The sequence below is a fragment of the Hydrogenophaga borbori genome, from assembly GCF_003417535.1.
GTDB lineage: Bacteria > Pseudomonadota > Gammaproteobacteria > Burkholderiales > Burkholderiaceae_C > Hydrogenophaga > Hydrogenophaga borbori.
Genome location: NZ_QVLS01000001.1, coordinates 119705 through 143363 on the forward strand (window position 1 = coordinate 119705; position 23659 = coordinate 143363).

The following is a 23659-nucleotide window of genomic DNA, read 5'->3' on the forward strand; positions in this document are numbered from 1 at the left end:
AATCCCGCCTCTATGAGTGAATCCACCGCAACCGCCCCGGGCGCCGTGCCCAAGGTGGGCTTCGTCAGCCTGGGCTGCCCCAAGGCGCTCACCGACGCCGAGCTGATCCTGACCCAGCTCAGCGCCGAGGGCTACCAGACCTCCAAGTCCTACGACGGCGCTGACCTGGTCATCGTCAACACCTGCGGCTTCATCGACGACGCCGTGAAAGAAAGTCTGGACGCCATCGGCGAGGCCTTGGCCGAAAACGGCCGTGTCATCGTCACCGGCTGCCTGGGTGCGCGCGCGGGCGAGGAGGGCGGCAATCTGGTGCGCCAGATGCACCCCAGCGTGCTGGCCGTCACCGGCCCGCACGCCACGCACGAGGTGATGGAGGCGGTGCATCAGCACCTGCCCAAGCCGCACGACCCCTTCGTGGATCTTGTGCCGCCGCAAGGCATCAAGCTCACGCCGCGCCACTACGCGTACCTCAAGATCAGCGAGGGCTGCAATCACCGCTGCACCTTCTGCATCATTCCGTCGATGCGCGGGGACCTGGTGAGCCGGCCCGTCGGTGACGTGCTGACCGAGGCGCGCAAGCTGTTCGAGGCCGGGGTGAAGGAGTTGCTGGTGGTGAGCCAGGACACCTCGGCCTACGGCGTGGACCTGAAGTACCGCACCGGCTTCTGGGATGGCCGGCCCGTGAAGACGCGCATGCACGACCTGGTGCGCGAATTGGGCGAGCTCGCCAAGCCCTTCGGCGCCTGGGTGCGCCTGCACTATGTTTATCCTTACCCGCACGTGGACGAGATCGTCCCGTTGATGGCCGAGGGCCTGGTGCTTCCTTACCTGGACGTACCCCTGCAGCACAGCCACCCCGACGTGCTGCGCCGCATGAAACGGCCCGCGAGCGGCGAGCGCAACCTGGAGCGCATCGCGCGCTGGCGCGAGATCTGTCCGCAGATCGTCGTGCGCAGTACCTTCATTGCGGGCTTTCCCGGCGAGACCGAGGCGGAATTCGAGCACCTGCTCGATTTCCTGCGCGAGGCGCGCATCGACCGCGCCGGCTGCTTCGCGTATTCGCCGGTGGAGGGTGCCGCCGCCAATGGGTTGGCCGACCCGGTGCCCGAGGCGCTGCGCGAGGAGCGCCGCGCGCGTTTCATGGCCGTGGCCGAGCAGGTGTCGGCCGACAAGCTGCGCGCTCGCATCGGCGCCAGCATGCAGGTGCTGGTGGACAGTGCGCCCGGCCTGGGCAAGAAGGGCGCCTTGGGCCGCAGCTACGCGGACGCGCCCGAAATCGATGGCGTGGTGCGGCTGCTGCCGCCCGAGAAGATCAGCAAGACGCTGAAGGTGGGCGAGTTCACGCGGGCCCGTATTGTTGATACCGATGGCCACGATCTTGTGGCCATGCCCGTTTGATCCGGGGCCGCCGGCCCTGGCCGACGCCACTGCGGCCGTTGGCCAAAGAAAAAGCCTGCAGTCTTGTGGACTGCAGGCCCTTATATGATGGTGCCCAAGAGAGGACTCGAACCTCCACGCCTCTCGGCGCTAGTACCTGAAACTAGTGCGTCTACCAATTCCGCCACCTGGGCATCTCAGGAAACCAGCAGTATAGCAGAGAAATAGTGAGCGATAAAAACAACCTCCTCGCAGAATTTGATGGCGTCGTTTCCGGACACCGCGATGGACACGGTTTCGTGGTCCGCGACGACGGCCAGCCCGACATCTACCTCCCCTCCAACGAAATGCGCGCGGTGCTGCACAAGGACCGTGTGAAGGCCCGCATCGTGCGGCTCGACCGCAAGGGCCGTCCCGAGGGCCGCGTCACCGAAATCATCGAGCGCTCCACGGCGCCCATCATCGGCCGTCTGCTGCAAGAGGGCGGCGTGTGGCTCGTGGCGCCCGAGGACAAGCGCTACGGCCAGGATGTGCTGATTCCCAAAGGTGCCACGGGCTCGGCCAAGCCGGGCCAGGTGGTGGTGGTGGAACTCACCGAGCCGCCTGCGCTGTACGGGCAGCCCGTGGGGCGTGTGAAGGAAGTGCTCGGCGAGATCGACGACCCGGGCATGGAGATCGAGATCGCGGTCCGCAAGTACGGCGTGCCGCACGAGTTCTCGCCGACCGCCACGGCGCAGGCGCGCGCGTTGCCCGACCATGTGCGGCCGAGCGACCTGCGCCACCGGGTGGACCTGCGCGACGTGCCGCTGGTGACCATCGATGGCGAAGACGCGCGCGACTTCGACGACGCGGTGTACTGCGAGCCCGCGAAAGTGGGCAAGGCCAAGGGCTGGCGCCTGCTGGTGGCCATCGCCGACGTGAGCCACTACGTGCAGACCGGTTCGCCCATCGACGTGGACGCTTACGACCGCGCAACCTCGGTCTACTTCCCGCGCCGCGTGATCCCCATGCTGCCCGAGAAGCTGTCCAACGGCCTGTGCTCGCTCAACCCGGGGGTGGAGCGCCTGTGCATGGTGTGCGACATGCTCATCACCGCGCGCGGCGAGATCCACGCCTATCAGTTTTATCCGGCGGTCATGTTCAGCCACGCGCGCCTCACCTACACCGAGGTGGCGGCGATCCTGCAGAACACGCGTGGCCCCGAGGCCATGAACCGCAAGCCGCTGGTGCCTTACCTGCTGAACCTGCACGACGTGTACCGCGCGTTGCTGGCGGCGCGCAACGCGCGCGGCGCGGTGGACTTCGAGACCGTGGAGACGCAAATCGTCTGCGACGAATCGGGCCGCATCGAGCGCATCGTGCCGCGCACGCGCAACGACGCGCACAAGCTGATCGAAGAAGCCATGCTGGCCGCCAACGTCTGCTCGGCCGAGTTCATCGAGCAGGGCAAGCATCCGGGCCTGTTCCGTGTGCACGAAGGTCCCACGCCCGAAAAGCTGGAGGTGCTGCGCAACTACCTCAAGGCCATGGGCGTCAACGCCTCGCTCAGCGACGAGCCCAAGCCCGGCGAGTTCCAGCACATCGCGGAGATCACCAAGGATCGGGCCGAGTCGCAGCAGATCCACACCATGCTGCTGCGTTCCATGCAGCAGGCCATCTACACGCCCATCAACAGCGGCCACTTCGGCCTGGCGTTCGAGGCCTACACCCACTTCACCAGCCCGATCCGTCGCTACCCCGACCTGCTGGTGCACCGCGTGATCAAGGCCATCCTGCACAAGCAGAAGTACCAGCTGCCGGCGCTGCCCACGCCGGGCGAGGCGCACGCCAAGCTCAGCAAGCGCCTGGCCAGCCGCGTGAAGCCACCGGCACCCCATGCGCGCAAGCCCTCGGCCGATACCCTGGGCTGGCAGGCCGCGGGCCTGCACTGCAGCGCCAACGAACGGCGCGCCGACGAGGCCAGCCGCGACGTGGAGGCCTGGCTCAAGTGCAAGTACATGCGCGAGCACCTGGGCGAGGTGTTCGCGGGCGTGGTCAGCGCGGTCACGAGCTTCGGCCTCTTCGTCACCCTGGACGCGATGTACGTCGAGGGCCTGGTGCACATCACCGAGCTGGGGGGCGAGTACTTCCGCTTCGACGAAGCGCGCCAGGAATTGCGTGGCGAGCGCACGGGCATCCGCTACACGCTGGGTTCGCGCGTGCAGGTCCAGGTCAGCCGGGTCGACCTGGACGGCCGCCGCATCGATTTCCGCCTCGTGAGCGGCGAAGACGACGTGGTGCTCAAGGCCATGCGCGACAAGACCGGCGGCGATGCCGCGTCGGCCGGCGCGGGGCGGCGGGAGCGCGGTGCCGCCAAGCCGCGCCCGGGCGCTGAACTCAAGTCCGCGGTGCGCCGCGCGGCCGACAAGAAGTCGGTCGCCAAGCCTTCGCGCGCGGGGCCCTCCAAGTCGAGGCGGGGCAAGCGATGAGCGTCGCGGCGATGAGTACGAAGGGTAGCCTCGGTGGCGCCGGGGGCCGAAAATCGCCGCGCGTCGAACAGGAACGGCCCTTGCGCATCGGCGTGTCGGCGCGGCTCATGCACCACGTGCCGCCCGAGCTGGGCTTTCGCAACAAAAGCCTGCAGTACATCGAGGCCTCGCTGGCGCACTGGATCATGGCGCACGGTGCCGTGGCCTTCATGGTGCCGGCCGTCACGCAGGACACCCAGCTGGCCGCGCGCCACCTGAAGGTTGAACACGTGGTACAGGAGCTCGATGCCCTGGTGCTGCAGGGCGGGGCGGACGTGGCGCCCGAAACCTACGGCCAGGAACCGCTGCGCGAGGAGTGGCGCGGCGACGTGGTGCGTGACCGCTACGAGCTCGCGCTGATGCGCTGCTTCCTGGCGCAGAAGAAGCCCGTGCTGGGGGTGTGCCGCGGCGCGCAGTTGCTCAATGTGGCCTTTGGCGGCACGCTGTTCCAGGACATCGCCACCCAGTGCCCGGCCGCGCACGAGCACGTGGACGTGGAGCTGTACGACCAGTTCGAGCACGACGTCACCTTCATCCAGGGCTCGGCGCTCACCGAGCTCTACCCCAAGTCCACGCAGTTGCGCGTCACCAGCATCCACCACCAGGCGGTGGCGGACCTGGGCAAGGGCATCGTGGTGGAGGCGGTGTCCTCGCTCGACGGCCTGGTCGAGGCGATCCGCTGGACCGGCGAGGCCTACGCGCGCGGCGTGCAGTGGCACCCCGAGTTCCACCACGGCCGCCACGCCCTGGTGGACAGCTCGCCCATCATGCTGGACTTTCTGGAGGCCTCGCGCGCCGAGGCCATGCGCCGCTTCGATGCCGGCCTGGAGCTGGACCCCCGGCCGCCGCGCGCCGGTCTGCGCCTGTCGGCTTGAGGTTCCCGACGGCCTAAACTCGCCGGCATGCGCATCCTCCTGTTCCTGCTCGACACCGTCTTTTTCTTCCTCGTGGCCGCGGCGCTGCTGCGCGCCTGGATGAACCACCTGCGCGTGCCCATGCAGGCGCAGCCCGGGCGCTTCGTGATGGCCATCACCGACTGGCTGGTGCAGCCGCTGCGCCGCCTGTTGCCAGCGGCCATCGCCAAGGGCCGCATCGATGGCGCGAGCCTGGTGGCCGCGGTGCTGCTGTCCCTGCTGCACGCGCTGCTGTGGCTGCTGATCGCCTCGGGCGGCGAGTTGCCCTGGGCGGCGGTGCCGGTGCTGGGCCTGCGCTTTCTGGTGCGCGACCTGCTGCAGGGCCTGATGCTGCTGCTGATCGTCTATGCGATCCTGTCTTGGGTGCAGCCGCACTCGCCCCTCATGGGCCTGCTCGACCGCCTGTCCTCGCCCATCGTGGCGCCCGTGCGGCGCGTGGTTCCGCTGGTGGGTGGGGTCGACCTGTCGGTGCTGGTGGTGATCATCGCCCTGCAGGTGGGGCTGATGCTGCTGGGCTGATTCCCCGAGCGGCTCGCGTCAGAGCGGCCGCACCGCGCGCACCAACCGCCCGGCCGTGAGCGTGTGATCGGCGGGCCAATGGTCCGCCAGCGCGCCGTGTGCGGCGACGGCGCGGCGCACGGCGTCGGCGCCGTGTTCGTGCGGGCGCGCCAAGGCCGCGCCGATCATCCCGGCCAGCACGTCGCCAGTGCCAGCGGTGGCCAGGCGGGCGTCGCCGGTGGCGTTGATCCAGGGCGCGCCGCCGGGCTCGGTCACCACGGTCCCCGACCCCTTGAGCACCGTGACCGCGCCGAATCGCTCGGTGAGCTGGCGCGCGGCGCCCAGCCGGTCGGCCATGACCTCGGCGGTGCTGGTACCCAGCAGGCGGGCGGCTTCCAGCGGGTGGGGCGTGAGCACCGTCAGCCAGCCGCGCGCTGCGCGGCGCTGGGCCAGGCGCTGCAGCGTGGGGTCGCGGGCGAGGGCGTTGAGCCCGTCGGCATCGATCACCAGCCGGGGGCAGACCAGGGCCTGCGGCATCCATTCGCGGATGGCCTCGCCACCGCCGCAGCCCGCGACGAGCACGGGCAGGGCGTGCTCGTCGGCGCCCAGCAGCACGGCGGGCAGGCGGTGCATCAGCTCGGGGGACAGCGGGTCGTGCGAGGGGGCCGGCCCGTTCCCCACCAACGCCAGGTACACGCGCCCCGCGCCCGCGTGCAGGGCGGCCCGCGCCGCCAGCACGGCGGCGCCCGCCATGCCCACGCCGGTGGCGCCGGGCAACTGGCCACCGAGCACACCCACATCCCCATGGCTGCCTTTGTGGGCGGCGTGGGGGCCGACAGCCGGGGCCGCCTGGGAGGGCAGGTGCCCGCCCCACCAGGCGGCGGGCGGCGCCCCATCGGGGGGGGCGCCGAGGTCGTGAAGCCAGACCGCGCCCGCAGCGTCACGCCCGCCGGCTGTGAAGAGCCCGGGCTTGAGCGTCAGCAGGCTCAGGGTCTGGCGCGGGCCGGCGTCGGGGCTGGCACCGGCGCAGTCCACGCCGCTGTCGGCATTCAGCCCACTCGGCAGGTCGACGCACAGCACCGGCGCGCGCTGGCCGCGCACCTCGCGCACGCGCGCGGCCAGCGGGTCCCGGCCCAAGGCGCGGGCGCCGATGCCCAGCAGGGCGTCGATGACCAGATCGGGGCTGTCGGGCGGGGCGGACTGCACCGTGACGCCGGCGGCCAGGGCTTCGCGCAAGGCCCAGGCGGCGTCGGCTGGCAGGCGCTCGAGGTGGGCGTCGTGCGTCACCACGATCTCGCGCCAGCCGGGTGGCGCGGCCTGCAGCAGATGGCGGGCGGCGACCAGGCCGTCGCCGCCGTTGTTGCCGGGGCCGCAGGCCACCCAGAGGCGCCGTGCATGTGGCCGCCAGGCCAGGGCCAGGCGGGCCACCGCCTCGCCGGCGCGGGCCATCAGGGTGTGCGGGGGCAGCGTGGCCGCCAGGGCCTGCTCGATCGCGCGTGTGCCCGCCGTGTCGTGCAGGGGTTCGAGTTGGTCGGCACGAAGGGCTCGCATGGCAGGCATTTCACCACGCGGGCGGGTTTCACAGCCCCAAACGCGAGGGAGCAAAGGTGGTGGCGGGGCCCTCGGCCGAGGGGTGGGCGATGGCGTTGGCGAGATGGCGCGCTGCGCCGCAGGCCATGGCCCAGCCGGCCGCGCCGTGGGCCAGGTTCAACCACAGGCCGGGCAGGCGGCTGGCGCCGATGCAGGGCAGGCCGTCCTCCGACATGACCAGGGCGCCGCGCCAGCTCTGTATCGATGCCTGCGGACCCGAGAAGCGGGCCGCCGCCGGGAACCAGTGCGACATCACCTGGCCCAGCCGGCGCAGGCTGGCCGGGTCGGTGCCGGCGGCGGAACCGCCGAGATCGGCCCCGCCCGAGGCACGCACCCGCTGGCCCAGCCGGGTGATGGCGATGCGCGACTTGAGGTCGAGCACAGCCGAGACGGGCGCGTCCATGGGCTCGCGCAGACCCGCGCTCAGGGAGTGCGACCACAGCACCGTCCAGGGTGTGGGCAGGCCGAGGTTGCCGAGCAGCTCGTCCGCGCCGACGCCGGCGCACAGCACCACGGCGTCGAAGTGCGCGTCGCTGCCGTCCGAGGCGCTCAGCCGCCACCCCAGGCCGTCCGGCCGCAGCCCGGTGACGCCGGTGCGCAAGCGCAAGGCACCCCCCAGGCGCGCGATGCGGTGACGCATGAGCATCGTCCATTCGCGGCAGTTGGCCACCCCGGGGCCGCGCAGGTGCACGGCCGAATGCAGGGGCGCGGTCGGGTTGAGGGCGGGTTCGATGGCGCGCGCCTCGTCGGCCGAGACCGTGCGCAGCTCCAGCCCCAGGCCGCGCAGGCGGTCGATGGCGGGCTGCGCGCCGGCCGCCTCGCGGGCGTCGCTCAGCAGCACCAGCAGGTCGTCGCTGCGGTCATGGTCCAGGTCGAGTTCGGCGGTCAGTTCGATCTGGCGCTGCAGGCCCTGGTCGATCAGGTCGCGCAGTGCCAGCAGGGCGTCGTTGCCGCAGCGGCGCTCCTCGCGCCGCCAGCGCCGCCACCACCGCCAGGCGTCGCGGTCCAGTCCGGCGCGCCAGCGCACGCCCGGGCCAGGGGGCGCCCAGGGGGCGTGCAGCCGGTGCTCGGGGCCCGCCCAGGCCAGCGCCCAGGCGGTGGACACCAGGCCGGCTGGCGCGAAGCTCGCTTCCTCGGCGGGCGTGCCGCGCTTTTCGTACAGGGTCACCGTGTGACCGTCGTTCAGCAGCTCATGGGCGGTGGTCACGCCGCAGACACCTGCGCCCACGATGGCGATGTTCATGCAAAGGGAGGGAAGAGAAGAGGGCGCCCAGACACCGGGTGCTATAATCGACAGGCTTTGCACCAGGGGCTTCTCCTGAAGCCCATCGGCGCAGAGTCAATCGCAAACCGGCCCATCCGGGTGTCGCGTCGGCCAGCGTGGAATTGCTCCACCCGCCACCGCCGCGATCGGGGCCGGATTTTAGACCTAACCTCAGGAAACAACTCATGTCCATTTCCATGCGCGAAATGCTGGAAGCCGGTGTCCATTTTGGTCACCAGACCCGCTTCTGGAACCCCAAGATGGCGCCCTTCATCTTCGGGCACCGCAACAAGATCCACATCGTCAACCTCGAGAAGACGTTGCCGATGTTCCACGATGCGCAGAAGTTCGTGCGCCAGCTGTCGGCCAACCGCGGCACCCTGCTGATGGTGGGCACCAAGCGCCAGTCGCGCGACATCGTGGCCCAGGAAGCGCGCCGCGCCGGCGTGCCCTTCGTCGACCAGCGCTGGCTGGGCGGCATGCTGACCAACTTCAAGACCGTCAAGACCTCCATCAAGCGCCTGAAAGACATGCAGGCCCAGAAGGAAGCCGGCCTGGACAGCATGAGCAAGAAGGAACAGCTCATGTTCAACCGCGAGATGGAAAAGCTCGAGAAGGACATCGGCGGCATCCAGGACATGACCGCGCTGCCCGATGCCATCTTCGTGGTCGACGTGGGCTTCCACAAGATCGCCGTGCTCGAGGCACAGAAGCTGGGCATTCCGCTGGTGGGCGTGGTCGACACCAACCACTCGCCCGTCGGCATCGACTATGTGATTCCCGGCAACGATGACTCGGCCCGCGCCGTGGCCCTGTACGCCCGCGGCATCGCCGACGCCGTGCTGGAAGGCCGCGCCAACGCCGTGTCCGACGTGGCCAAGGCCGTGTCGGCTGAAGGCGGCGACGAGTTCGTCGAAGTGCAGGACGACGCGGCCTGATCCCGTTTCGCGTGCGAACGAGGGGCTCGCGTAGCCCCTTTTTCGTCACCGGAATCCATCATTGACCCGCCGGCGCACCCGACGCGCCGGACCCCAGGAGAACACACATGGCAATCACCGCAAGCATGGTCGCTGAGCTGCGCGCCAAGACCGACGCCCCCATGATGGAGTGCAAGAAAGCCCTCACCGAGGCCGACGGCGACATGGCCAAGGCCGAGGAACTGCTGCGCGTCAAGCTGGGCACCAAGGCTGGCAAGGCCGCCAGCCGCGTGACCGCCGAAGGCGTGGTGGCCGCCGCCGTGCAGGGCAGCACCGGCGCGCTCATCGAAGTCAACTGCGAAACCGACTTCGTGACCAAGAACGACAGCTTCCTGGCCCTGGCCAACGCCGCGGCCAAGCTCATCGCCGAGCACAACCCGGCCGACGTCGACGCCCTGGGCGCCCTGGCCTACAGCCAGGACGGCTTCGGCCCGACGCTGGAAGACGTGCGCAAGGGCCTGATCGGCAAGATCGGCGAGAACATGTCGTTCCGCCGCTTCAAGCGCTACAGCGGCCCGGCCAAGCTGGCCAGCTACCTGCACGGCACTCGCATCGGCGTGGTCGTCGAGTTCGACGGCGACGAAGCCGCCGCCAAGGACGTGGCCATGCACGTGGCCGCCATGAAGCCCGTGGCGCTGACCAGCGCCGACGTGCCGGCCGAGCTGATCGAGCGCGAGCGCTCGGTGGCCACCGCCAAGGCCGCCGAGTCGGGCAAACCCGCCGACATCGCCGCCAAGATGATCGAAGGTTCGGTGCAGAAGTACCTCAAGGAGGTCTCGCTGTTCAACCAGCCTTTCGTCAAGAACGACAAGCAGACCGTGGAGCAGATGCTCAAGGCCGCCAACACCACGGTGAAGTCCTTCACCCTGTTCGTGGTGGGCGAGGGCATCGAGAAGAAGGTCGACGACTTCGCCGCCGAGGTGGCGGCCCAGGTCGCGGCGGCCAAGGGCGCCTGAGCGCCCAGCTCCCTCAGACAACGGGCCGCAAGGCCCGTTGTCATATGTGTTGACCATTTTTCGGCGGCGGGGCGGCCAGTGGCCCCCTGGACCGCCGCTACACTTGGCGGCTGCCCGCGCCGCGAACCGATCCAGAAAGCCTTTCATGCCCGCCTACCAACGGATCCTGCTGAAGCTGTCCGGTGAAGCCCTCATGGGCGATGACGCCTTCGGCATCAACCGCGCCACCATCGTGCGCATCGTCGACGAGATCGCCGAAGTCACCCGCCTGGGGGTGCAGGTGGCCATCGTCATCGGTGGGGGCAACATCTTCCGCGGCGTGGCCGGCGGCTCCGTGGGCATGGACCGCGCCACGGCTGACTACATGGGCATGCTTGCCACGGTCATGAACTCGCTGGCGCTGGCCGACACCATGAACAAGGCCGGCCTGGTGGCCCGCGTGATGTCCGCCATCGGCATCGAGCAGGTCGTCGAGCCCTATGTGCGGCCCAAGGCCCTGCAGTACCTCGAAGAAGGCAAGGTGGTGGTGTTCGCCGCCGGCACCGGCAACCCCTTCTTCACCACCGACACCGCGGCCGCACTGCGCGGCGCCGAGATCGGCGCCGAGATGGTGCTCAAGGCCACCAAGGTCGACGGTGTCTACACCGCCGACCCGAACAAGGACCCAAGCGCCACGCGCTACACCACCATTTCCTTCGACGAGGCCATGGTCAAGAACCTGCAGGTGATGGACGCCACGGCGTTCGCGCTGTGCCGCGACCAGAAGCTGCCCGTCAAGGTGTTTTCCATCTTCAAGCCCGGCGCGCTGCGCAACGTGGTGATGGGCGCCGACGAGGGCACCCTCGTTCACGTCTGAGCGCGTCCGCCCACAGGAGACCCCCAAGATGACCATTGCCGATACCCGCAAGAATGCCGAGCACAAGATGCAGCAGTCCATCGAGGCGTTCAAGAACAGCCTCACCAAGGTCCGCACCGGCCGCGCGAACCCGGCCTTGCTCGACACCGTGCATGTGGACTACTACGGCTCCATGCTGCCCCTGTCGCAGGTGGCCAACCTGTCGCTGCTCGACTCCCGCACCATTGGCGTTGCGCCCTGGGAAAAGGGCATGGGCGCCAAGATCGAGAAGGCGATCCGCGAGTCCGACCTGGGCCTGAACCCCGCCTCGCAGGGCGACCTCATCCGCGTGCCCATGCCGCCCATGACCGAAGAGCGCCGCCGGGAGCTCACCAAGGTGGTGAAGGGCGAGGGCGAGTCCGCCAAGGTCGCCATCCGCAACCTGCGCCGCGACGCCAACGAAGCGCTGAAGAAGCTGCTGAAGGACAAGGAAGTCTCCGAGGACGACGAGCGCCGCGCCCAGGACGACATCCAGAAGCTGACCGATCGCATGATCACCGAGGTGGACAAGCTCGTGGCCAGCAAGGAACAGGACATCATGGCGGTCTGAGCCGCCGGTCCCGTTCGATCGAGGCCGAGGCATGCAGAACACCGTCGCCCAGAACCTGCCGCATCACGTCGCGATCGTGATGGACGGCAATGGCCGCTGGGCACAGAAGCGCTGGCTGCCGCGGGTGGCCGGCCACAAGCAAGGCGTGGACGCGCTGCGCCGCATCGTCGAGGCCAGCGTGCAGCGCGGGATCCGGGTGCTCACCGTGTTCGCGTTTTCGTCCGAGAACTGGAGCCGCCCGGTGGACGAGGTGGCCAGCCTGATGGACCTGCTGGCGGTGGCGCTGTCGCGCGAGGTGCCCCGCCTGGCCGACAGCGGCGTGCGCCTGCATTTCCCCGGCGACCGCTCGCGCCTGTCGCCGCGCCTGGCACAGGGCCTGGCCTCGGCCGAGGCGGCGACGCAAGGCAATGAGCGCCTGGTGCTCAATGTGTGCTTCAACTACGGCGGACGCTGGGACATGGCGCAGGCCGCGCAACGGCTGGCCGAGCGCGGCGAAGCCATCACCGAAGAAAGCCTGTCGGCCGCGATGGCAATGGCCCATGTGCCCGATCCCGACCTCATCATCCGCACCGGTGGTGAGCAGCGCATCAGCAACTTCCTGCTGTGGCAGGCGGCCTACGCCGAGCTGGTGTTCAGCGATTGCCTCTGGCCCGAGTTCGACGCCGCGCAGCTGGACCTGGCCCTGGCCGAGTACGCGCGCCGCGAACGCCGCTTCGGCCAGACCTCCGCGCAGCGCGCCGATGCCGCCGTGACCGCCGACGCCGGAACCCGAGATGCTTAAGCAGCGGGTCATCACGGCGCTGCTGCTGCTTGCCGTCTTCCTGCCCACGCTGCTGTACCCGTCGATCGAGCCCTTCGCCGCCTTCACGCTGGTGTTGATCGGCACGGCGGGCTGGGAATGGGCGCGGCTCAATGGCTGCGGCCAGACCCGCGCGGTGAGCGCCGGACTGGCGCTGGGCGTCGCGGGCCTCGTTTTCTGGCTGCTGGGTGGGGTGGAGCGTCCCTGGCCTAGCCTGTGGCTGGGCCTGTGCGGGGTCTGGGTGCTGCTGGCCCTGGTGCTGCTGCGCGGCGGCACCGAAGCGCTCACCCGCTGCCCGCTCTGGATCCGCCTTTGGCTCGGCCTGTTTCTGATCGCCTGCGCCTGGCTGGCGCTGGTCCAGGCGCGCCTGATCGGCCTGGGCTTCCTGCTGTCCGTGCTGCTGCTCGTGTGGGCGGCGGACATCGCCGCGTATTTCGGCGGCAAGCGCTTCGGGCGCCGCAAGCTCGCGCCCCGCATCAGCCCGGGCAAGAGCTGGGAAGGCGCTATCAGCGGCCTCATCGGCGTGTTGTTGCTCGCCGGCGTCTGGCTGGTGGGCACTCAGCGGGGCTGGCTGGCGCCGGGCCACCTGTACGACACGCTCTGGAGCCTGGGGCCAGCGCTGGCCCTGGTCTCCCTGGTGTTCCTCACGACAATGAGCGTGGTGGGCGACCTGGTCGAGTCCCTGGTCAAGCGCGCGGCCGGCGTCAAGGACTCCAGCGGCCTGCTGCCGGGCCATGGCGGCGTTCTCGACCGCATCGACGCCTTGCTGCCCGTGCTGCCGCTGGCCATGATGCTCGTCTCCTTCTGATCCATGTCCGACGCCCCGCAGTTCATCACCATCCTCGGCTCCACGGGCTCGATCGGGCAGAACACGCTCGACGTGGTCGCGCGCCATCCCGGGCGCTACCGCGTGTTCGCCCTCACCGCCGCGCGCCAGGACGAAGCCCTGTTCGAGCAGTGCCGGGCCTTCCAGCCGCGCGTCGCGGTGCTGGTGGACGCCGCCGCCGCGGCGCGCCTGCGCGAGCGCGTGCGCGAGGCCGGCCTGGCTGTCGAGGTGCGGCAGGGCGCCCAGGCCCTGTGCGAGGTCAGCGAAGCGCCCGAGGTGCACGCCGTGATGGCCGCCATCGTCGGTGCCGCCGGCCTGGCGCCCAGCCTGGCCGCCGCGCGCGCCGGCAAGAAATTGCTGCTGGCCAACAAGGAGGCGCTGGTGGTCGGGGGCGATCTGTTCATGGACACCGTGCGCGCCGGCGGCGCCACGCTGCTGCCCATCGACAGCGAGCACTCGGCGGTGTTCCAGTCGCTGCCCGAGGACCCGGCGAGCTGGGACCGGCGCGTGGACAAGATCGTGCTCACGGCCTCCGGGGGGCCTTTTCGCACCCGCGCGCCCGGCACACTGGCCGAGGTCACGCCCGAGCAGGCCTGCGCCCACCCCAACTGGGTCATGGGCCGAAAGATCTCGGTCGACTCCGCGACCATGATGAACAAGGCGCTGGAGGTCATCGAGGCGCGCTACCTTTTCGGCCTGGCGCCTGAGCGCATCGAGGTGGTGATCCACCCGCAGAGCGTCATCCACTCCATGGTGCAGTACCGCGACGGCTCCATCGTGGCCCAGCTCGGCACGCCCGACATGCGGGTGCCCATCGCCTATGGCCTGGCCTGGCCCGAGCGCATCGCCTCGGGCGCCAGCGCGCTCGACTTCGCCACCCTGGGCACGCTGAGCTTCGAAAGCGCCGACGAGGCGCGTTTCCCCGGCCTGCCACTGGCTTGGTCCGCGCTGCGCGGGCCGGCCGGTACCACCGCGGTGCTCAACGCCGCCAACGAGGAGGCCGTGGCGGCCTTTCTCGACCGGCGGCTGCGCTTCGACCACATCCACGCGGTCAACGATGCAACTTTGCAGCGCGTGAGCCCTTCCAAGCCACAATCGCTGGCCGACCTGCTGGCGCTCGACGAAGAGGCCCGCGCCTGCGCGCGGCAGCAAGTCACCCGTTTGCAGACCTGATCCTTCGCGCCGGCCCGGCCCGTCCCCTGGCGCAGCGAGTCGCCCATGCTCACCGTCATCGCCTTCCTCGTTGCCCTGGGTCTGCTGATCGCGATCCACGAATACGGCCATTACCGCGTGGCCGTGGCCTGCGGCGTCAAGGTGCTGCGCTTTTCGGTGGGCTTCGGCAAGCCTATCCTGCGCTGGCACCGCCCCGGCAAGCCCACGGAATTCGTCCTTGGGGCATTGCCGCTCGGTGGCTACGTGCGCATGCTCGACGAACGCGAGGCGCCGGTAGACCCCGCCGAGCGCCACCTGGCCTTCAACACCCAGCCGCTGCGCTCGCGCGCGGCCATCGTCGCCGCCGGCCCGCTGGCCAACCTGCTGCTGGCCACCTTCATCTATTCGGTGATCAATTGGGTGGGCATCGAGGAGCCGCAGCCCGTGCTGTCGGCGCCGGCCGCCGGAACCGTGGCCGAGCGCGCCGGCCTGCGCGGTGGCGAATGGGTGCTGCGCGCCAGCGAGACCAACGACGGCTCCGATGGCCTGGCGGCGGGCGAGGGCGTCGCCTCCTTCGAGGACCTGCGCTGGCGCATCACCCAGGCGGCGCTGGATGGCCAGGACCTCACCCTGTGGGTGGCCACCGCGCCCGAGGCGCCTGCGCGCCCGGTGACGCTGGCACTCGCTGGCCTGGACGTGCGCGAGGCGGATGCCGCCCTGTTCCGCCGCATCGGCATCACCTCGCCGCACACCGCGCCGCGCGTGGGACAGGTCTTCGACGGCGGCGCGGCGCAGGCCGCCGGCCTGCGCGACGGCGATCTGGTGCGCCGCATCGACGGCCGGCCGGTGCGCGACGGCCAGGAACTGCGCCGCCTGATCCGCGAGGCGGTGGGCCCGCAGGGCCAGCCCAAACCCCAGCGCTGGGACATCGACCGCGGCGGCCAGGCGCTCAGCCTGGCGGTGGCGCCACGCCCGCAGCAGCAGGGCGGCCAGTGGATCGCGCGGGTGGAGGCCTACGTGGGCGACGCCCCGGCGATGCTGACCGTGCGCCATGGCCCCGTCGACGGCCTGGTGCGCGGCGTGCAAAGAACCTGGGAAATGTCCTGGCTCACCCTCAAGATGATGGGGCGCATGCTGATTGGCGAGGCCTCGCTGAGCAACCTCAGCGGCCCCCTGACCATCGCCGACTATGCCGGCAAGTCGGCCAGCCTGGGCCTGACCTCCTACCTTCTGTTCCTGGCCCTCATCAGCGTGAGCCTGGGCGTGCTCAACCTGCTGCCGCTGCCGGTCCTCGATGGGGGGCACCTCATGTATTATCTTTGGGAGGCGCTCACGGGCCGAAGCGTGTCGGACGCATGGATGGAGCGCCTGCAGCGTGGTGGTGTCGTGGTGCTCATGGCGCTCATGTCCGTTGCCCTGTTCAACGATGTCGTCCGCCTCGCCGGCTGAACATTTCCTTCGCATGAATCAAACCAAACGAGGTCTTCGCGGCCTGAGTCTTTCTGCGCTCGCGATGGGCCTGCTGGCCGCCTTGCCGGCATGGGCGGTCGATCCCTTCACCCTGCGCGACATCCGCGTCGAGGGCTTGCAGCGGGTCGAACCGGGTACGGTCTTCGCGTCGCTGCCGTTTCGCATCGGCGATCAGTACAACGACGACAAGGGCAGTGCGGCTATCCGCTCGCTCTTCGGCCTTGGCCTGTTCAGTGACGTGCGGCTGCAGATCAGCAACGACGTGCTGGTCGTCATCGTGGAAGAGCGGCCCACCGTGGCCGGCCTGAGCTTTTCGGGCATCAAGGAATTCAGCGACGAGGTGCTGCGCGGCGTGCTGCGCGACATCGGCCTGACCGACGGCCGGCCCTTTGACAAGGCCCTGGCCGACCGCGCCGAGCAGGAGCTCAAGCGCCAGTACATCAACCGCAGCTTCTACGGCGCCGAGGTGGTGACCACCGTCACACCGACCGAACGCAACCGCGTCAACCTGAACTTCAGCGTGACCGAAGGCGAGATCGCCAAGATCACCGAGATCCGCATCGTCGGCAACCAGGCATTCTCCGAGTCGACCCTGCGTGGCCTGTTCGATCTCGACACGGGCAACTGGCTGAGCTGGTACACCAAGAGCGACCGCTACTCGCGCGCCAAGCTCAACGCCGACATCGAGACGCTGCGCTCCTACTACCTCAGCCGCGGCTTCATCGACTTCCGCATCGACTCCACGCAGGTCGCGATCTCGCCCGACAAGCAGAGCATGTCGGTCACCATCAACATCACTGAAGGGGACCGCTACGTGGTGTCCTCGGTGGCGCTGCAAGGCGATTACCTCGACCGCGAGGACGAATTCAAGTCGCTCGTCACGCTCAGGCCCGGCGAGGCCTACAACGTCGAGGACGTCACCAACACCACCAAGGCGTTCACCGAGTACTTTGGCGCCTTCGGTTACGCCTTCGCCCAGGTCGAGGCCACGCCCGACATCGACCGCGTCAACAAGCGCGTGGCGTTCACGCTGCGCGCCACGCCGCAGCGCCGTGTGTACGTGCGCCGCATCCACGTCGAGGGCAACAACCGCACGCGCGACGAGATCATCCGGCGCGAGTTCCGGCAGTTCGAAGCCGCCTGGTACGACAGCGATCGCATCCGCCTCTCGCGCGACCGCATCGACCGCCTGGGCTTCTTCACCTCGGTCGACCTGAACACCGAGCCTGTGCCCGGCTCGCCCGACCAGGTGGACCTCACCGTCACCGTGGTCGAAAAGCCCACGGGCAACCTGACCCTGGGCGCGGGCTACTCGCAGGAAGAGAAGCTCTCCATCATCGCGGGCATTCGCCAGGAGAACGTGTTCGGCACCGGCAACTACCTGGGCCTGGACATCAACACCAGCAAGTTCAACCGCCAGCTGGTGGTGAGCACGGTCGACCCGTACTTCACCAAGGACGGCGTCTCGCGGGCTTTCGACGCCTACTACCGCACCACGCGCCCCTACGACAACCAGGACGGCGACTACCGCCTGGTCACCAAAGGCCTGAGCGTGCGCTTCGGTGTGCCCTTCACCGAGGTCGACACCGTGTTCTTCGGCGCCGGCGTGGAGCAGACCACCATCGAGCCGGGCAACTTCCTGCCGACGGCCTACGAGGACTACGCCGCGCAGTTCGGCCGCACCAGCAACACCCTGCCATTGACCCTGGGCTGGACGCGCGACAGCCGCGACAGCGCGCTGGTGCCCACCAAGGGCCGGCTGATGCGCGTCAACGGCGAGATGAGCCTGTCGGGCGACGCGCGCTACGCCAAGACCAACCTGCAGTTCCAGCAGTACTACCCGCTGTCGCGCCAGTACACCCTGGCCTTCAACGCCGAGCTGGGCTACGGCAAGGGCCTCGGTGGCCGCCCGTACCCGGTCTTCAAGAATTTCTTCGGCGGCGGCCTGGGTTCGGTGCGCGGCTTCGAGGGTGGCACCCTGGGCCCGACCTCCCCGGTGATCAATTCCCCCAACGGTTCCGTCATCAACATTGGCGGCAATCGCAGCATTGCGCTCAATACCGAATTCATCATGCCTTTTCCCGGCGCGGGCAACGACCGCACCCTGCGCATGTTTGGCTTCTTTGACGTCGGCAACGTTTTTGGCGACAACGACACCCGTCCCAATGCCCGCGACCTGCGCGCTTCCGTCGGTCTTGGCGTGAGTTGGCTGTCGCCGATCGGCCCTTTGCGTATTGCATTCGCTAACCCCGTTCGCAAGTTCGAGGGCGATAGAATCCAGAGATTCCAGTTTCAGATCGGAACGTCCTTTTGATGAACACCCCAATTCGCCTGTTCGCACGGCAATTCGCCCTGGCGGTGTCGCTGGCGCTGGCCATGGTCGGCGGTGCCGCGGCGCAGGACGCCAAGGCCGGTGCCAAGGTTGGCGCCGTCAACGTCGAGCGCATCCTGCGCGACTCCTCCACGGCCAAGGCCGTCTCGGCCAAGCTGGAGCAGGATTTCTCCAAGCGTGAGCGCGACCTGCGTGCCTCCGCCGACCAGCTCCGCCAAGCCGTCGAGAAGTTCGAGCGCGAATCGCCCACGCTGCCCGAGAGCCAGCGCACCCCGCGCCAGCGACAGCTGGTCGAGCAGGAGCGCGACCTGCAGCGCCGCCAGCGCGACTTCCAGGAAGAGCTCAACCTGCGCCGCAACGAGGCCCTGCAGCAGGTCGTCGAAAAGCTCAACCGCGTGATCCGCACGATCGCCGAGGCCGAAAAGTACGACCTGATCGTGCAAGAAGCCTATTACGTGAGCCCGCGCGTGGACATCACCGATCGCGTGATGTCCCAGCTCGACGGCAAGTAAGCCGCGGCCGTGGCAGCACCGCTGGGCGCCATCGTCGATGCCCTCGGTGGCAGCCTGGTCGGTGACGCCGCCTTTCTCGTTCAGCGGCTTGCGCCGCTGAACAGCGCCCGACCCGATGAGCTGGCCTTCGTGGCCAGCGCGCGCTACGCCACCCAGATCGCGGCGTCCCAGGCGGGCGCCCTCATCGTGCCGCCCGCGCTCGAGGCCACCACGGCCGATCGCGCCGCGCGCATCGTCACCGACGACCCTTATCTCTATTTCGCGCGCCTGACCCAGTGGTGGCGCGAACGGCACGAGCCGGCGCGTGCGCCGCGGATCGATCCACTCGCCAGTGTGCACCCCGACGCGGTGCTGGGGCCAGGCGTCGATGTCGGGCCGTTCGTGGTGATCGCCGAAGGCGCCCGGGTTGGCGCTGGCGCGCGCATCGGCGCCCACGCGGTGATCGGCCGCGACGCGGCGGTGGGCGAGGGCAGCGTGCTGCACCCTCGCGTCACGCTGGGCGAGCGCTGCTCCGTGGGCGATCGCTGCATCCTGCACAGCGGCGTGGTGATCGGCGCCGACGGCTTCGGCTTCGCGCCGCACCAGGGGCAGTGGATCAAGATCGAGCAGCTGGGCGCGGTGCGCATCGGCCATGGGGTGGAGATCGGTGCCAACACCTGCATCGACCGCGGCGCGCTCGACGACACCGTGATCGAGGACGGTGTCAAGCTCGACAACCTGATCCAGATCGGCCACAACGTGCGCGTGGGCGCGCACACGGCCATGGCCGGTTGCGTGGGCGTGGCCGGCAGTGCCGATATCGGCGCGCGTTGCACCATCGGCGGCGGCGCCGTGGTGCTGGGTCACCTCAAGCTGGCCGACGGCGTCAACATCTCGGCGGCCTCGGTGGTCACGCGCTCCATCCTGCAGCCCGGCCACTACACCGGCATGTTCCCCATCGACGACAATGCCGCCTGGGAAAAGAACGCTGCTTCGCTCAAGCAGCTCAACCGCCTGCGCGAACGGCTCAAGGCCGTGGAACAAGCGATCGCGCGGGCCCAGACCAGAACGGACGACGCCTGATGGACATCCACCAGATCCTCAAACTCCTGCCCCACCGCTACCCCTTTCTGCTCGTGGATCGCGTGATCTCGATCGACAAGGGCCAGCGCATCCAGGCGCTCAAGAACGTCACCATCAATGAGCCGTTCTTCACCGGCCACTTCCCCCACCGGCCCGTGATGCCGGGCGTGCTCATGCTCGAAGCGATGGCGCAGACGGCCGCGTTGCTGACCTTCGACACCATGGGCGTGGCACCCGACGACAAGACGGTCTACTACTTCGCCGGGATCGACGGCGCGCGCTTCAAGCGCCCCGTGGAGCCAGGCGACCAGCTCGTGATGGACGTGAGCCTGGAACGCGCCAAGGCCGGCATCTACAAGTTCAAGGGTGTCACCCGCGTGGGCAATGAGGTGGCCTGCGAGGCCGAACTCATGTGCACCATGCGCACGGTTGCCTGACGGCGGGGCGCGACGCATGAGCACCGCACGGCCGCCCGAAAGGGCTCGCACCGCAGCGCGTGGCGCGGAGGTCTGCCAATGACGCGTATCCACCCCACGGCGATCGTCGATCCCGCGGCCTCGCTCGACAGCACGGTCGAGGTCGGTCCGTACACCGTGATCGGTCCGCACGTGAAGATCGGCGCCGGCACCACGGTCGGCCCGCACTGCGTGATCGAGGGCCACACCACCATCGGCCGGGACAACCGCATCTTCCAGTTCAACTCGCTTGGCGCGATCCCGCAGGACAAGAAGTACGCGGGCGAGCCCTGCGAGCTGGTGATCGGCGACCGCAACACCATTCGCGAGTTCTGCACCTTCAACATCGGCTCGCCCGGTGACAAGGGCCTCACGCGCCTGGGTGACGACAACTGGATCATGGCCTACGTGCACCTCGCGCACGACTGCATGGTGGGCAACAAAACCATCTTCGCCAACAACTCGCAACTCGCGGGGCACGTGCACGTGGGCGATTGGGCGATCCTTGGCGGCTTCACCGTGGTTCACCAGTTCGTGCGCATCGGCGCGCACGCCATGACGGCCATGTGCTCCGCGCTGCTCGCCGACGTGCCACCGTTCGTGATGACGCAGGGCCAGCCCGCCAGTGCGCGCTCGATGAATTTCGAGGGCTTGCGCCGGCGCGGCTTTTCGGCCGAGCGCATCGCCGCCGTCAAGGCCATGCACAAGGCGCTCTACCGCGAGGATCGGACGCTTGAGCAGGCCATGGCGCGCATCGACGCGCTGCGCCTTGAAAAGCCCGAGGCCGGCGAAGACGTGGATCTGATGCTGGGCTTCCTGCGCGGCACCTCGCCGCAGCGCGGCATCGTTCGCTGAAGAGGGGTCTCGCGTGAGCGCATCGCCACGTTTCGCCCTGGTGGCAGGCGAGGCCTCGGGCGACCTGCTCGCGGGTCTGCTGCTCGGTGGCCTGCGCCAGCGCTGGCCGGGGCTCACGGGCGTGGGCATCGGCGGTCCGCAGATGGTCGCCCAGGGTTTCGACGCCTGGTGGCCCAGCGAGCGGCTGGCCGTGCGCGGCTATGTCGAGGTGCTGCGGCACTACCGCGAAATCGTGGGCATACGCCACCAGCTGCGGCAGCGCCTGCTGCAAGGCGAGCGGCCCGACGTGTTCATCGGCGTGGACGCGCCCGACTTCAATCTCGAACTCGAAGCGAACCTCAAGGCGGCGGGCGTGCGCACGGTGCATTTCGTCTGCCCCTCGATCTGGGCCTGGCGGCCCGAGCGCGTGCGCAAGATCCAGGCGAGCGCCGACCACGTGCTGTGCATCTTTCCGTTCGAGCCCGCGCTGCTGGCCGAGCACGGCATCGCCGCCACCTATGTGGGGCATCCTGTGGCCAATGTGGTGCCCTTGGAGCCCGATCGCCAGGCCGCGCGCCGCCAGCTCGGCTTGCCCGAGGACGCAGAGGTGGTGGCGCTGTTGCCGGGCAGCCGTGGCTCCGAGGTCGACTACCTCGCGCACCGCTTCTTCGAGGCCGCGCGGCTGATGCAACAGGCGCGCCAGGGGCTGCGCTTCGTGCTGCCCGCCGTGCCGGCGCAGCGCGAGCGCATCGGGCGCGTGGCCCGCGAGGCCGGCGTGGCGGACCTGGTACAGCTGGTGCCGGGCCAGTCGCATGCCGTGCTGGCCGCCTGCGACGCCACGCTGATCGCCAGCGGCACCGCCACGCTGGAGGCCGCGCTGTTCAAGCGGCCCATGGTCATTGCGTACAACATGAACTGGCTGTCCTGGCAGATCATGCGTCGCCAGCGCCTGCAGCCTTGGGTGGGCCTGCCCAACATCCTGTGCCAGGACTTCGTCGTGCCCGAACTGCTGCAGGAAGAGGCCTCGCCCCAGCGCCTGGCTCAGGCCGTGCTCGACTGGCTCGATGCGCCCGAGCGCGTGCGCGCGCTGCAGGCCCGTTTCACCCAACTGCACCACGAGCTGCGCCGCGACACCGCGGCGCTGGCCACCGATGCGATCGAAGCGCTTCTTGCTCGCTGAACAGGCCACGCTGGTGTGGGACACGCCCGGCCTGCACGCCGGCGTGGACGAGGCCGGCCGCGGTCCGCTCGCGGGTCCGGTGGTGGCGGCCGCGGTCATCCTCGACGAACTGCAGCCCGTTGCGGGCCTGACCGACTCCAAGCAGCTCAGCGCCGCACGGCGCGAGCGCCTGTACGACGAGATCCGCGCCAAGGCCCTGTGCTGCAGCGTGGCCCAGGCCTCGGTGGAGGAGATCGACACGCTCAACATCCTGCAGGCCACCCTGCTGGCCATGCAGCGGGCGGTCGCCGGGCTGCGCCTGAAGCCGGCAAAGGTGCTGGTGGACGGCAACCGCCTGCCACCGCTGGACGTGCTGGCCGAGGCCATCGTGCAAGGCGACGCCAAGGTGCAGGCCATCTCGGCCGCTTCCATCCTCGCCAAGGTCACGCGCGACCGCCTGCTCGACGAGCTGCACCTGCGGCATCCGCACTACGGCTTCAACCAGCACAAGGGCTACGGCACCGCGCAGCACCTCGAGGCCTTGCGCCGACACGGCCCCTTGCCCGAACACCGGCGTTCCTTTGCGCCCGTGGCCCAGGCCCACGCGGCGCGCGGGAGCGCCGCGTGGCCGCACGACGGCCTGGGCACCGCCATGCCCGACGCGCGGGCCAGGCCATGACCGCGACGCCGCAGGACATCCAGTCGCGCGACAACCCGCTCGTGAAAGAGCTGCGCGCGCTGGCGCAGGACAACACCGCCTATCGCCAGCGCGGACGGGTCTGGCTGGACGGCGACCACCTCTGCCGCGCGCTGCTGGCGCGCGGCCAGCGGCCGTCCATCGCGGTCTTCAGCGCCTCCGGCTGGCCGCGCGCCGACGCCGAACTGGTGGCTGCCGCGCCACGCGTGGTGCGGCTGCCCGACGCCGTCATGGCCAGCGTGAGTGGCCTGGAGTCGCCTCCCGCCATGGGCTTCGTGGCCGATCTGCCCGATGTGGCGGGGCTGCTGCCCGACGCGCCTACCGTGGTGCTCGACCGTCTGCAGGACGCCGGCAACGTGGGCTCGGTGCTGCGCAGCGCGGCCGCCTTCGGCTTCACGCAGGTGGCCGCGCTCAAAGGCACGGCCGCGCTGTGGTCGCCCAAGGTGCTGCGCGCGGGCATGGGCGCGCATTTCGCCCTGCGCCTGGTCGAGGGCCTGGTGCCCGAGGCGCTGTCGTCCCTGTCGGTGCCGCTGCTGGTCACCAGCTCGCACCAGGGCGATTGGTTGCATCAGGCCACCTTGCCCTGGCCCTGCGCCTGGGTCATGGGCCACGAAGGGCAGGGCGTGGGCGAGGCGCTCATGGCGCGCGCCAGCCGCTTCGTGCGCATCGCGCAACCCGGTGGCGAGGAGTCGCTCAACGTCGCCGCAGCGGCCGCCATCTGCCTGCACGCGAGCGCGGCCGGGCGTTTCAAGGACGCCTGCGACTGAGGCCTGCGGGTGTCCTGGCTGCTGCGCCGCAACACGGCGGCGCGCTATAATTCGACGGTTTAACTG

Annotated in this window: 22 protein-coding genes and 1 tRNA gene; 20 read left to right on the forward strand and 3 right to left on the reverse strand. The window is 69.5% G+C overall.

Features of this window, described 5'->3' with window-relative positions; genetic code table 11:
* The first annotated feature begins 12 nt into the window (after positions 1–12).
* Positions 13–1398, forward strand: coding sequence for a 30S ribosomal protein S12 methylthiotransferase RimO (gene rimO, locus DY262_RS00605; protein WP_116957076.1), 1386 nt, complete (start codon positions 13–15; stop codon positions 1396–1398).
* An 88-nt stretch (positions 1399–1486) separates the two neighbouring features.
* On the opposite strand, the gene DY262_RS00610 is transcribed toward rimO, so the two are convergent.
* Positions 1487–1571, reverse strand: a tRNA-Leu gene (locus tag DY262_RS00610).
* A gap of 33 nt (positions 1572–1604) precedes the next feature.
* On the opposite strand from DY262_RS00610, the gene rnr reads away from it, so the two are divergent.
* From rnr to DY262_RS00625, 3 genes are read left to right on the forward strand one after another with little or no spacing between them, the layout of a single operon-like run.
* The gene (rnr, locus tag DY262_RS00615; protein WP_116957077.1) at positions 1605–3845 is read left to right on the forward strand and encodes a ribonuclease R; all 2241 of its coding nucleotides are present in this window, start codon (positions 1605–1607) and stop codon (positions 3843–3845) included.
* An 11-nt stretch (positions 3846–3856) separates the two neighbouring features.
* On the forward strand, positions 3857–4759 hold the full coding sequence (locus DY262_RS00620) for a gamma-glutamyl-gamma-aminobutyrate hydrolase family protein (protein WP_245980758.1): 903 nt from the start codon (positions 3857–3859) through the stop codon (positions 4757–4759).
* A gap of 27 nt (positions 4760–4786) precedes the next feature.
* Positions 4787–5317 (forward strand): YggT family protein, encoded by a 531-nt coding sequence (locus tag DY262_RS00625; RefSeq protein ID WP_116957079.1) that lies wholly within the window; start codon positions 4787–4789, stop codon positions 5315–5317.
* An 18-nt stretch (positions 5318–5335) separates the two neighbouring features.
* Here DY262_RS00625 and DY262_RS00630 read toward each other — a convergent pair whose 3' ends face one another.
* Both DY262_RS00630 and DY262_RS00635 read right to left on the reverse strand, forming a co-directional pair.
* Positions 5336–6847 carry an NAD(P)H-hydrate dehydratase gene (locus tag DY262_RS00630; RefSeq protein WP_116957080.1) on the reverse strand — a complete coding sequence of 504 codons (1512 nt, stop codon included), beginning with the start codon at positions 6845–6847 and terminating at the stop codon, positions 5336–5338.
* 28 nt (positions 6848–6875) lie between these two features.
* Positions 6876–8129, reverse strand: a complete 1254-nt coding sequence (locus DY262_RS00635) for an FAD-dependent oxidoreductase (protein ID WP_116957081.1) — start codon at positions 8127–8129, stop codon at positions 6876–6878.
* Positions 8130–8335: 206 nt separating this feature from the next.
* Between DY262_RS00635 and rpsB the strand changes: the two genes are divergently transcribed.
* The 16 genes from rpsB (at position 8336) to DY262_RS00715 (ending at position 23593) form a co-directional block, all read left to right on the forward strand.
* Positions 8336–9088, forward strand: a complete 753-nt coding sequence (gene rpsB, locus DY262_RS00640; RefSeq protein WP_070399995.1) for a 30S ribosomal protein S2 — start codon at positions 8336–8338, stop codon at positions 9086–9088.
* Between the two features lie 107 nt (positions 9089–9195).
* Positions 9196–10083 (forward strand): translation elongation factor Ts, encoded by an 888-nt coding sequence (gene tsf / locus DY262_RS00645; RefSeq protein ID WP_116957082.1) that lies wholly within the window; start codon positions 9196–9198, stop codon positions 10081–10083.
* Positions 10084–10228: 145 nt separating this feature from the next.
* On the forward strand, positions 10229–10939 hold the full coding sequence (pyrH, locus tag DY262_RS00650; protein ID WP_070399997.1) for a UMP kinase: 711 nt from the start codon (positions 10229–10231) through the stop codon (positions 10937–10939).
* A 28-nt stretch (positions 10940–10967) separates the two neighbouring features.
* The gene (frr, locus tag DY262_RS00655) at positions 10968–11528 is read left to right on the forward strand and encodes a ribosome recycling factor (RefSeq protein WP_070399998.1); all 561 of its coding nucleotides are present in this window, start codon (positions 10968–10970) and stop codon (positions 11526–11528) included.
* Between the two features lie 31 nt (positions 11529–11559).
* Positions 11560–12309, forward strand: a complete 750-nt coding sequence (gene uppS, locus DY262_RS00660) for a polyprenyl diphosphate synthase (protein ID WP_070399999.1) — start codon at positions 11560–11562, stop codon at positions 12307–12309.
* On the forward strand, positions 12302–13135 hold the full coding sequence (locus DY262_RS00665) for a phosphatidate cytidylyltransferase (protein ID WP_116957083.1): 834 nt from the start codon (positions 12302–12304) through the stop codon (positions 13133–13135). The genes uppS and DY262_RS00665 overlap by 8 nt, the downstream gene beginning before the upstream one ends.
* Before the next feature lie 3 nt (positions 13136–13138).
* Positions 13139–14326: a 1-deoxy-D-xylulose-5-phosphate reductoisomerase gene (gene ispC / locus DY262_RS00670; RefSeq protein ID WP_116957084.1), complete on the forward strand. Its 1188-nt coding sequence runs from the start codon at positions 13139–13141 to the stop codon at positions 14324–14326.
* 45 nt (positions 14327–14371) lie between these two features.
* The gene (rseP, locus tag DY262_RS00675; RefSeq protein WP_116957085.1) at positions 14372–15754 is read left to right on the forward strand and encodes an RIP metalloprotease RseP; all 1383 of its coding nucleotides are present in this window, start codon (positions 14372–14374) and stop codon (positions 15752–15754) included.
* 13 nt (positions 15755–15767) lie between these two features.
* The gene (gene bamA / locus DY262_RS00680; protein ID WP_181936361.1) at positions 15768–18089 is read left to right on the forward strand and encodes an outer membrane protein assembly factor BamA; all 2322 of its coding nucleotides are present in this window, start codon (positions 15768–15770) and stop codon (positions 18087–18089) included.
* Positions 18089–18619 (forward strand): OmpH/Skp family outer membrane protein, encoded by a 531-nt coding sequence (locus tag DY262_RS00685; RefSeq protein ID WP_116957087.1) that lies wholly within the window; start codon positions 18089–18091, stop codon positions 18617–18619. Before bamA ends, DY262_RS00685 begins: the two co-directional genes overlap by 1 nt.
* A gap of 9 nt (positions 18620–18628) precedes the next feature.
* On the forward strand, positions 18629–19681 hold the full coding sequence (lpxD, locus tag DY262_RS00690; RefSeq protein WP_116957088.1) for a UDP-3-O-(3-hydroxymyristoyl)glucosamine N-acyltransferase: 1053 nt from the start codon (positions 18629–18631) through the stop codon (positions 19679–19681).
* Complete coding sequence (gene fabZ, locus DY262_RS00695; protein ID WP_116957522.1) at positions 19678–20118, forward strand: 3-hydroxyacyl-ACP dehydratase FabZ; 441 nt, start codon at positions 19678–19680, stop codon at positions 20116–20118. The genes lpxD and fabZ overlap by 4 nt, the downstream gene beginning before the upstream one ends.
* A gap of 78 nt (positions 20119–20196) precedes the next feature.
* Entirely contained in the window at positions 20197–20991 is a 795-nt protein-coding gene (gene lpxA, locus DY262_RS00700) for an acyl-ACP--UDP-N-acetylglucosamine O-acyltransferase (protein WP_116957089.1), read from the forward strand.
* Between the two features lie 13 nt (positions 20992–21004).
* Positions 21005–22150 carry a lipid-A-disaccharide synthase gene (gene lpxB / locus DY262_RS00705; protein WP_181936362.1) on the forward strand — a complete coding sequence of 382 codons (1146 nt, stop codon included), beginning with the start codon at positions 21005–21007 and terminating at the stop codon, positions 22148–22150.
* Positions 22122–22808 carry a ribonuclease HII gene (rnhB, locus tag DY262_RS00710; RefSeq protein WP_116957090.1) on the forward strand — a complete coding sequence of 229 codons (687 nt, stop codon included), beginning with the start codon at positions 22122–22124 and terminating at the stop codon, positions 22806–22808. The genes lpxB and rnhB overlap by 29 nt, the downstream gene beginning before the upstream one ends.
* On the forward strand, positions 22805–23593 hold the full coding sequence (locus DY262_RS00715; protein ID WP_116957091.1) for a TrmH family RNA methyltransferase: 789 nt from the start codon (positions 22805–22807) through the stop codon (positions 23591–23593). The genes rnhB and DY262_RS00715 overlap by 4 nt, the downstream gene beginning before the upstream one ends.
* Positions 23594–23659 lie beyond the last annotated feature (66 nt).

What these genes read in the sequence shown, in the direction of transcription:
- rimO (WP_116957076.1), top strand. Translation starts at nt 13, where the DNA reads ATGAGTGAATCCACCGCAACCGCCCCGGGCGCCGTGCCCAAGGTGGGC.
- DY262_RS00620 (WP_245980758.1), top strand. Translation starts at nt 3,857, where the DNA reads ATGAGTACGAAGGGTAGCCTCGGTGGCGCCGGGGGCCGAAAATCGCCG.
- DY262_RS00625 (WP_116957079.1), top strand. Translation starts at nt 4,787, where the DNA reads ATGCGCATCCTCCTGTTCCTGCTCGACACCGTCTTTTTCTTCCTCGTG.
- DY262_RS00630 (WP_116957080.1), bottom strand. Translation starts at nt 6,847, where the DNA reads ATGCGAGCCCTTCGTGCCGACCAACTCGAACCCCTGCACGACACGGCG.
- DY262_RS00635 (WP_116957081.1), bottom strand. Translation starts at nt 8,129, where the DNA reads ATGAACATCGCCATCGTGGGCGCAGGTGTCTGCGGCGTGACCACCGCC.
- rpsB (WP_070399995.1), top strand. Translation starts at nt 8,336, where the DNA reads ATGTCCATTTCCATGCGCGAAATGCTGGAAGCCGGTGTCCATTTTGGT.
- tsf (WP_116957082.1), top strand. Translation starts at nt 9,196, where the DNA reads ATGGCAATCACCGCAAGCATGGTCGCTGAGCTGCGCGCCAAGACCGAC.
- pyrH (WP_070399997.1), top strand. Translation starts at nt 10,229, where the DNA reads ATGCCCGCCTACCAACGGATCCTGCTGAAGCTGTCCGGTGAAGCCCTC.
- frr (WP_070399998.1), top strand. Translation starts at nt 10,968, where the DNA reads ATGACCATTGCCGATACCCGCAAGAATGCCGAGCACAAGATGCAGCAG.
- uppS (WP_070399999.1), top strand. Translation starts at nt 11,560, where the DNA reads ATGCAGAACACCGTCGCCCAGAACCTGCCGCATCACGTCGCGATCGTG.
- DY262_RS00665 (WP_116957083.1), top strand. Translation starts at nt 12,302, where the DNA reads ATGCTTAAGCAGCGGGTCATCACGGCGCTGCTGCTGCTTGCCGTCTTC.
- ispC (WP_116957084.1), top strand. Translation starts at nt 13,139, where the DNA reads ATGTCCGACGCCCCGCAGTTCATCACCATCCTCGGCTCCACGGGCTCG.
- rseP (WP_116957085.1), top strand. Translation starts at nt 14,372, where the DNA reads ATGCTCACCGTCATCGCCTTCCTCGTTGCCCTGGGTCTGCTGATCGCG.
- bamA (WP_181936361.1), top strand. Translation starts at nt 15,768, where the DNA reads ATGAATCAAACCAAACGAGGTCTTCGCGGCCTGAGTCTTTCTGCGCTC.
- DY262_RS00685 (WP_116957087.1), top strand. Translation starts at nt 18,089, where the DNA reads ATGAACACCCCAATTCGCCTGTTCGCACGGCAATTCGCCCTGGCGGTG.
- lpxA (WP_116957089.1), top strand. Translation starts at nt 20,197, where the DNA reads ATGACGCGTATCCACCCCACGGCGATCGTCGATCCCGCGGCCTCGCTC.
- rnhB (WP_116957090.1), top strand. Translation starts at nt 22,122, where the DNA reads ATGCGATCGAAGCGCTTCTTGCTCGCTGAACAGGCCACGCTGGTGTGG.
- DY262_RS00715 (WP_116957091.1), top strand. Translation starts at nt 22,805, where the DNA reads ATGACCGCGACGCCGCAGGACATCCAGTCGCGCGACAACCCGCTCGTG.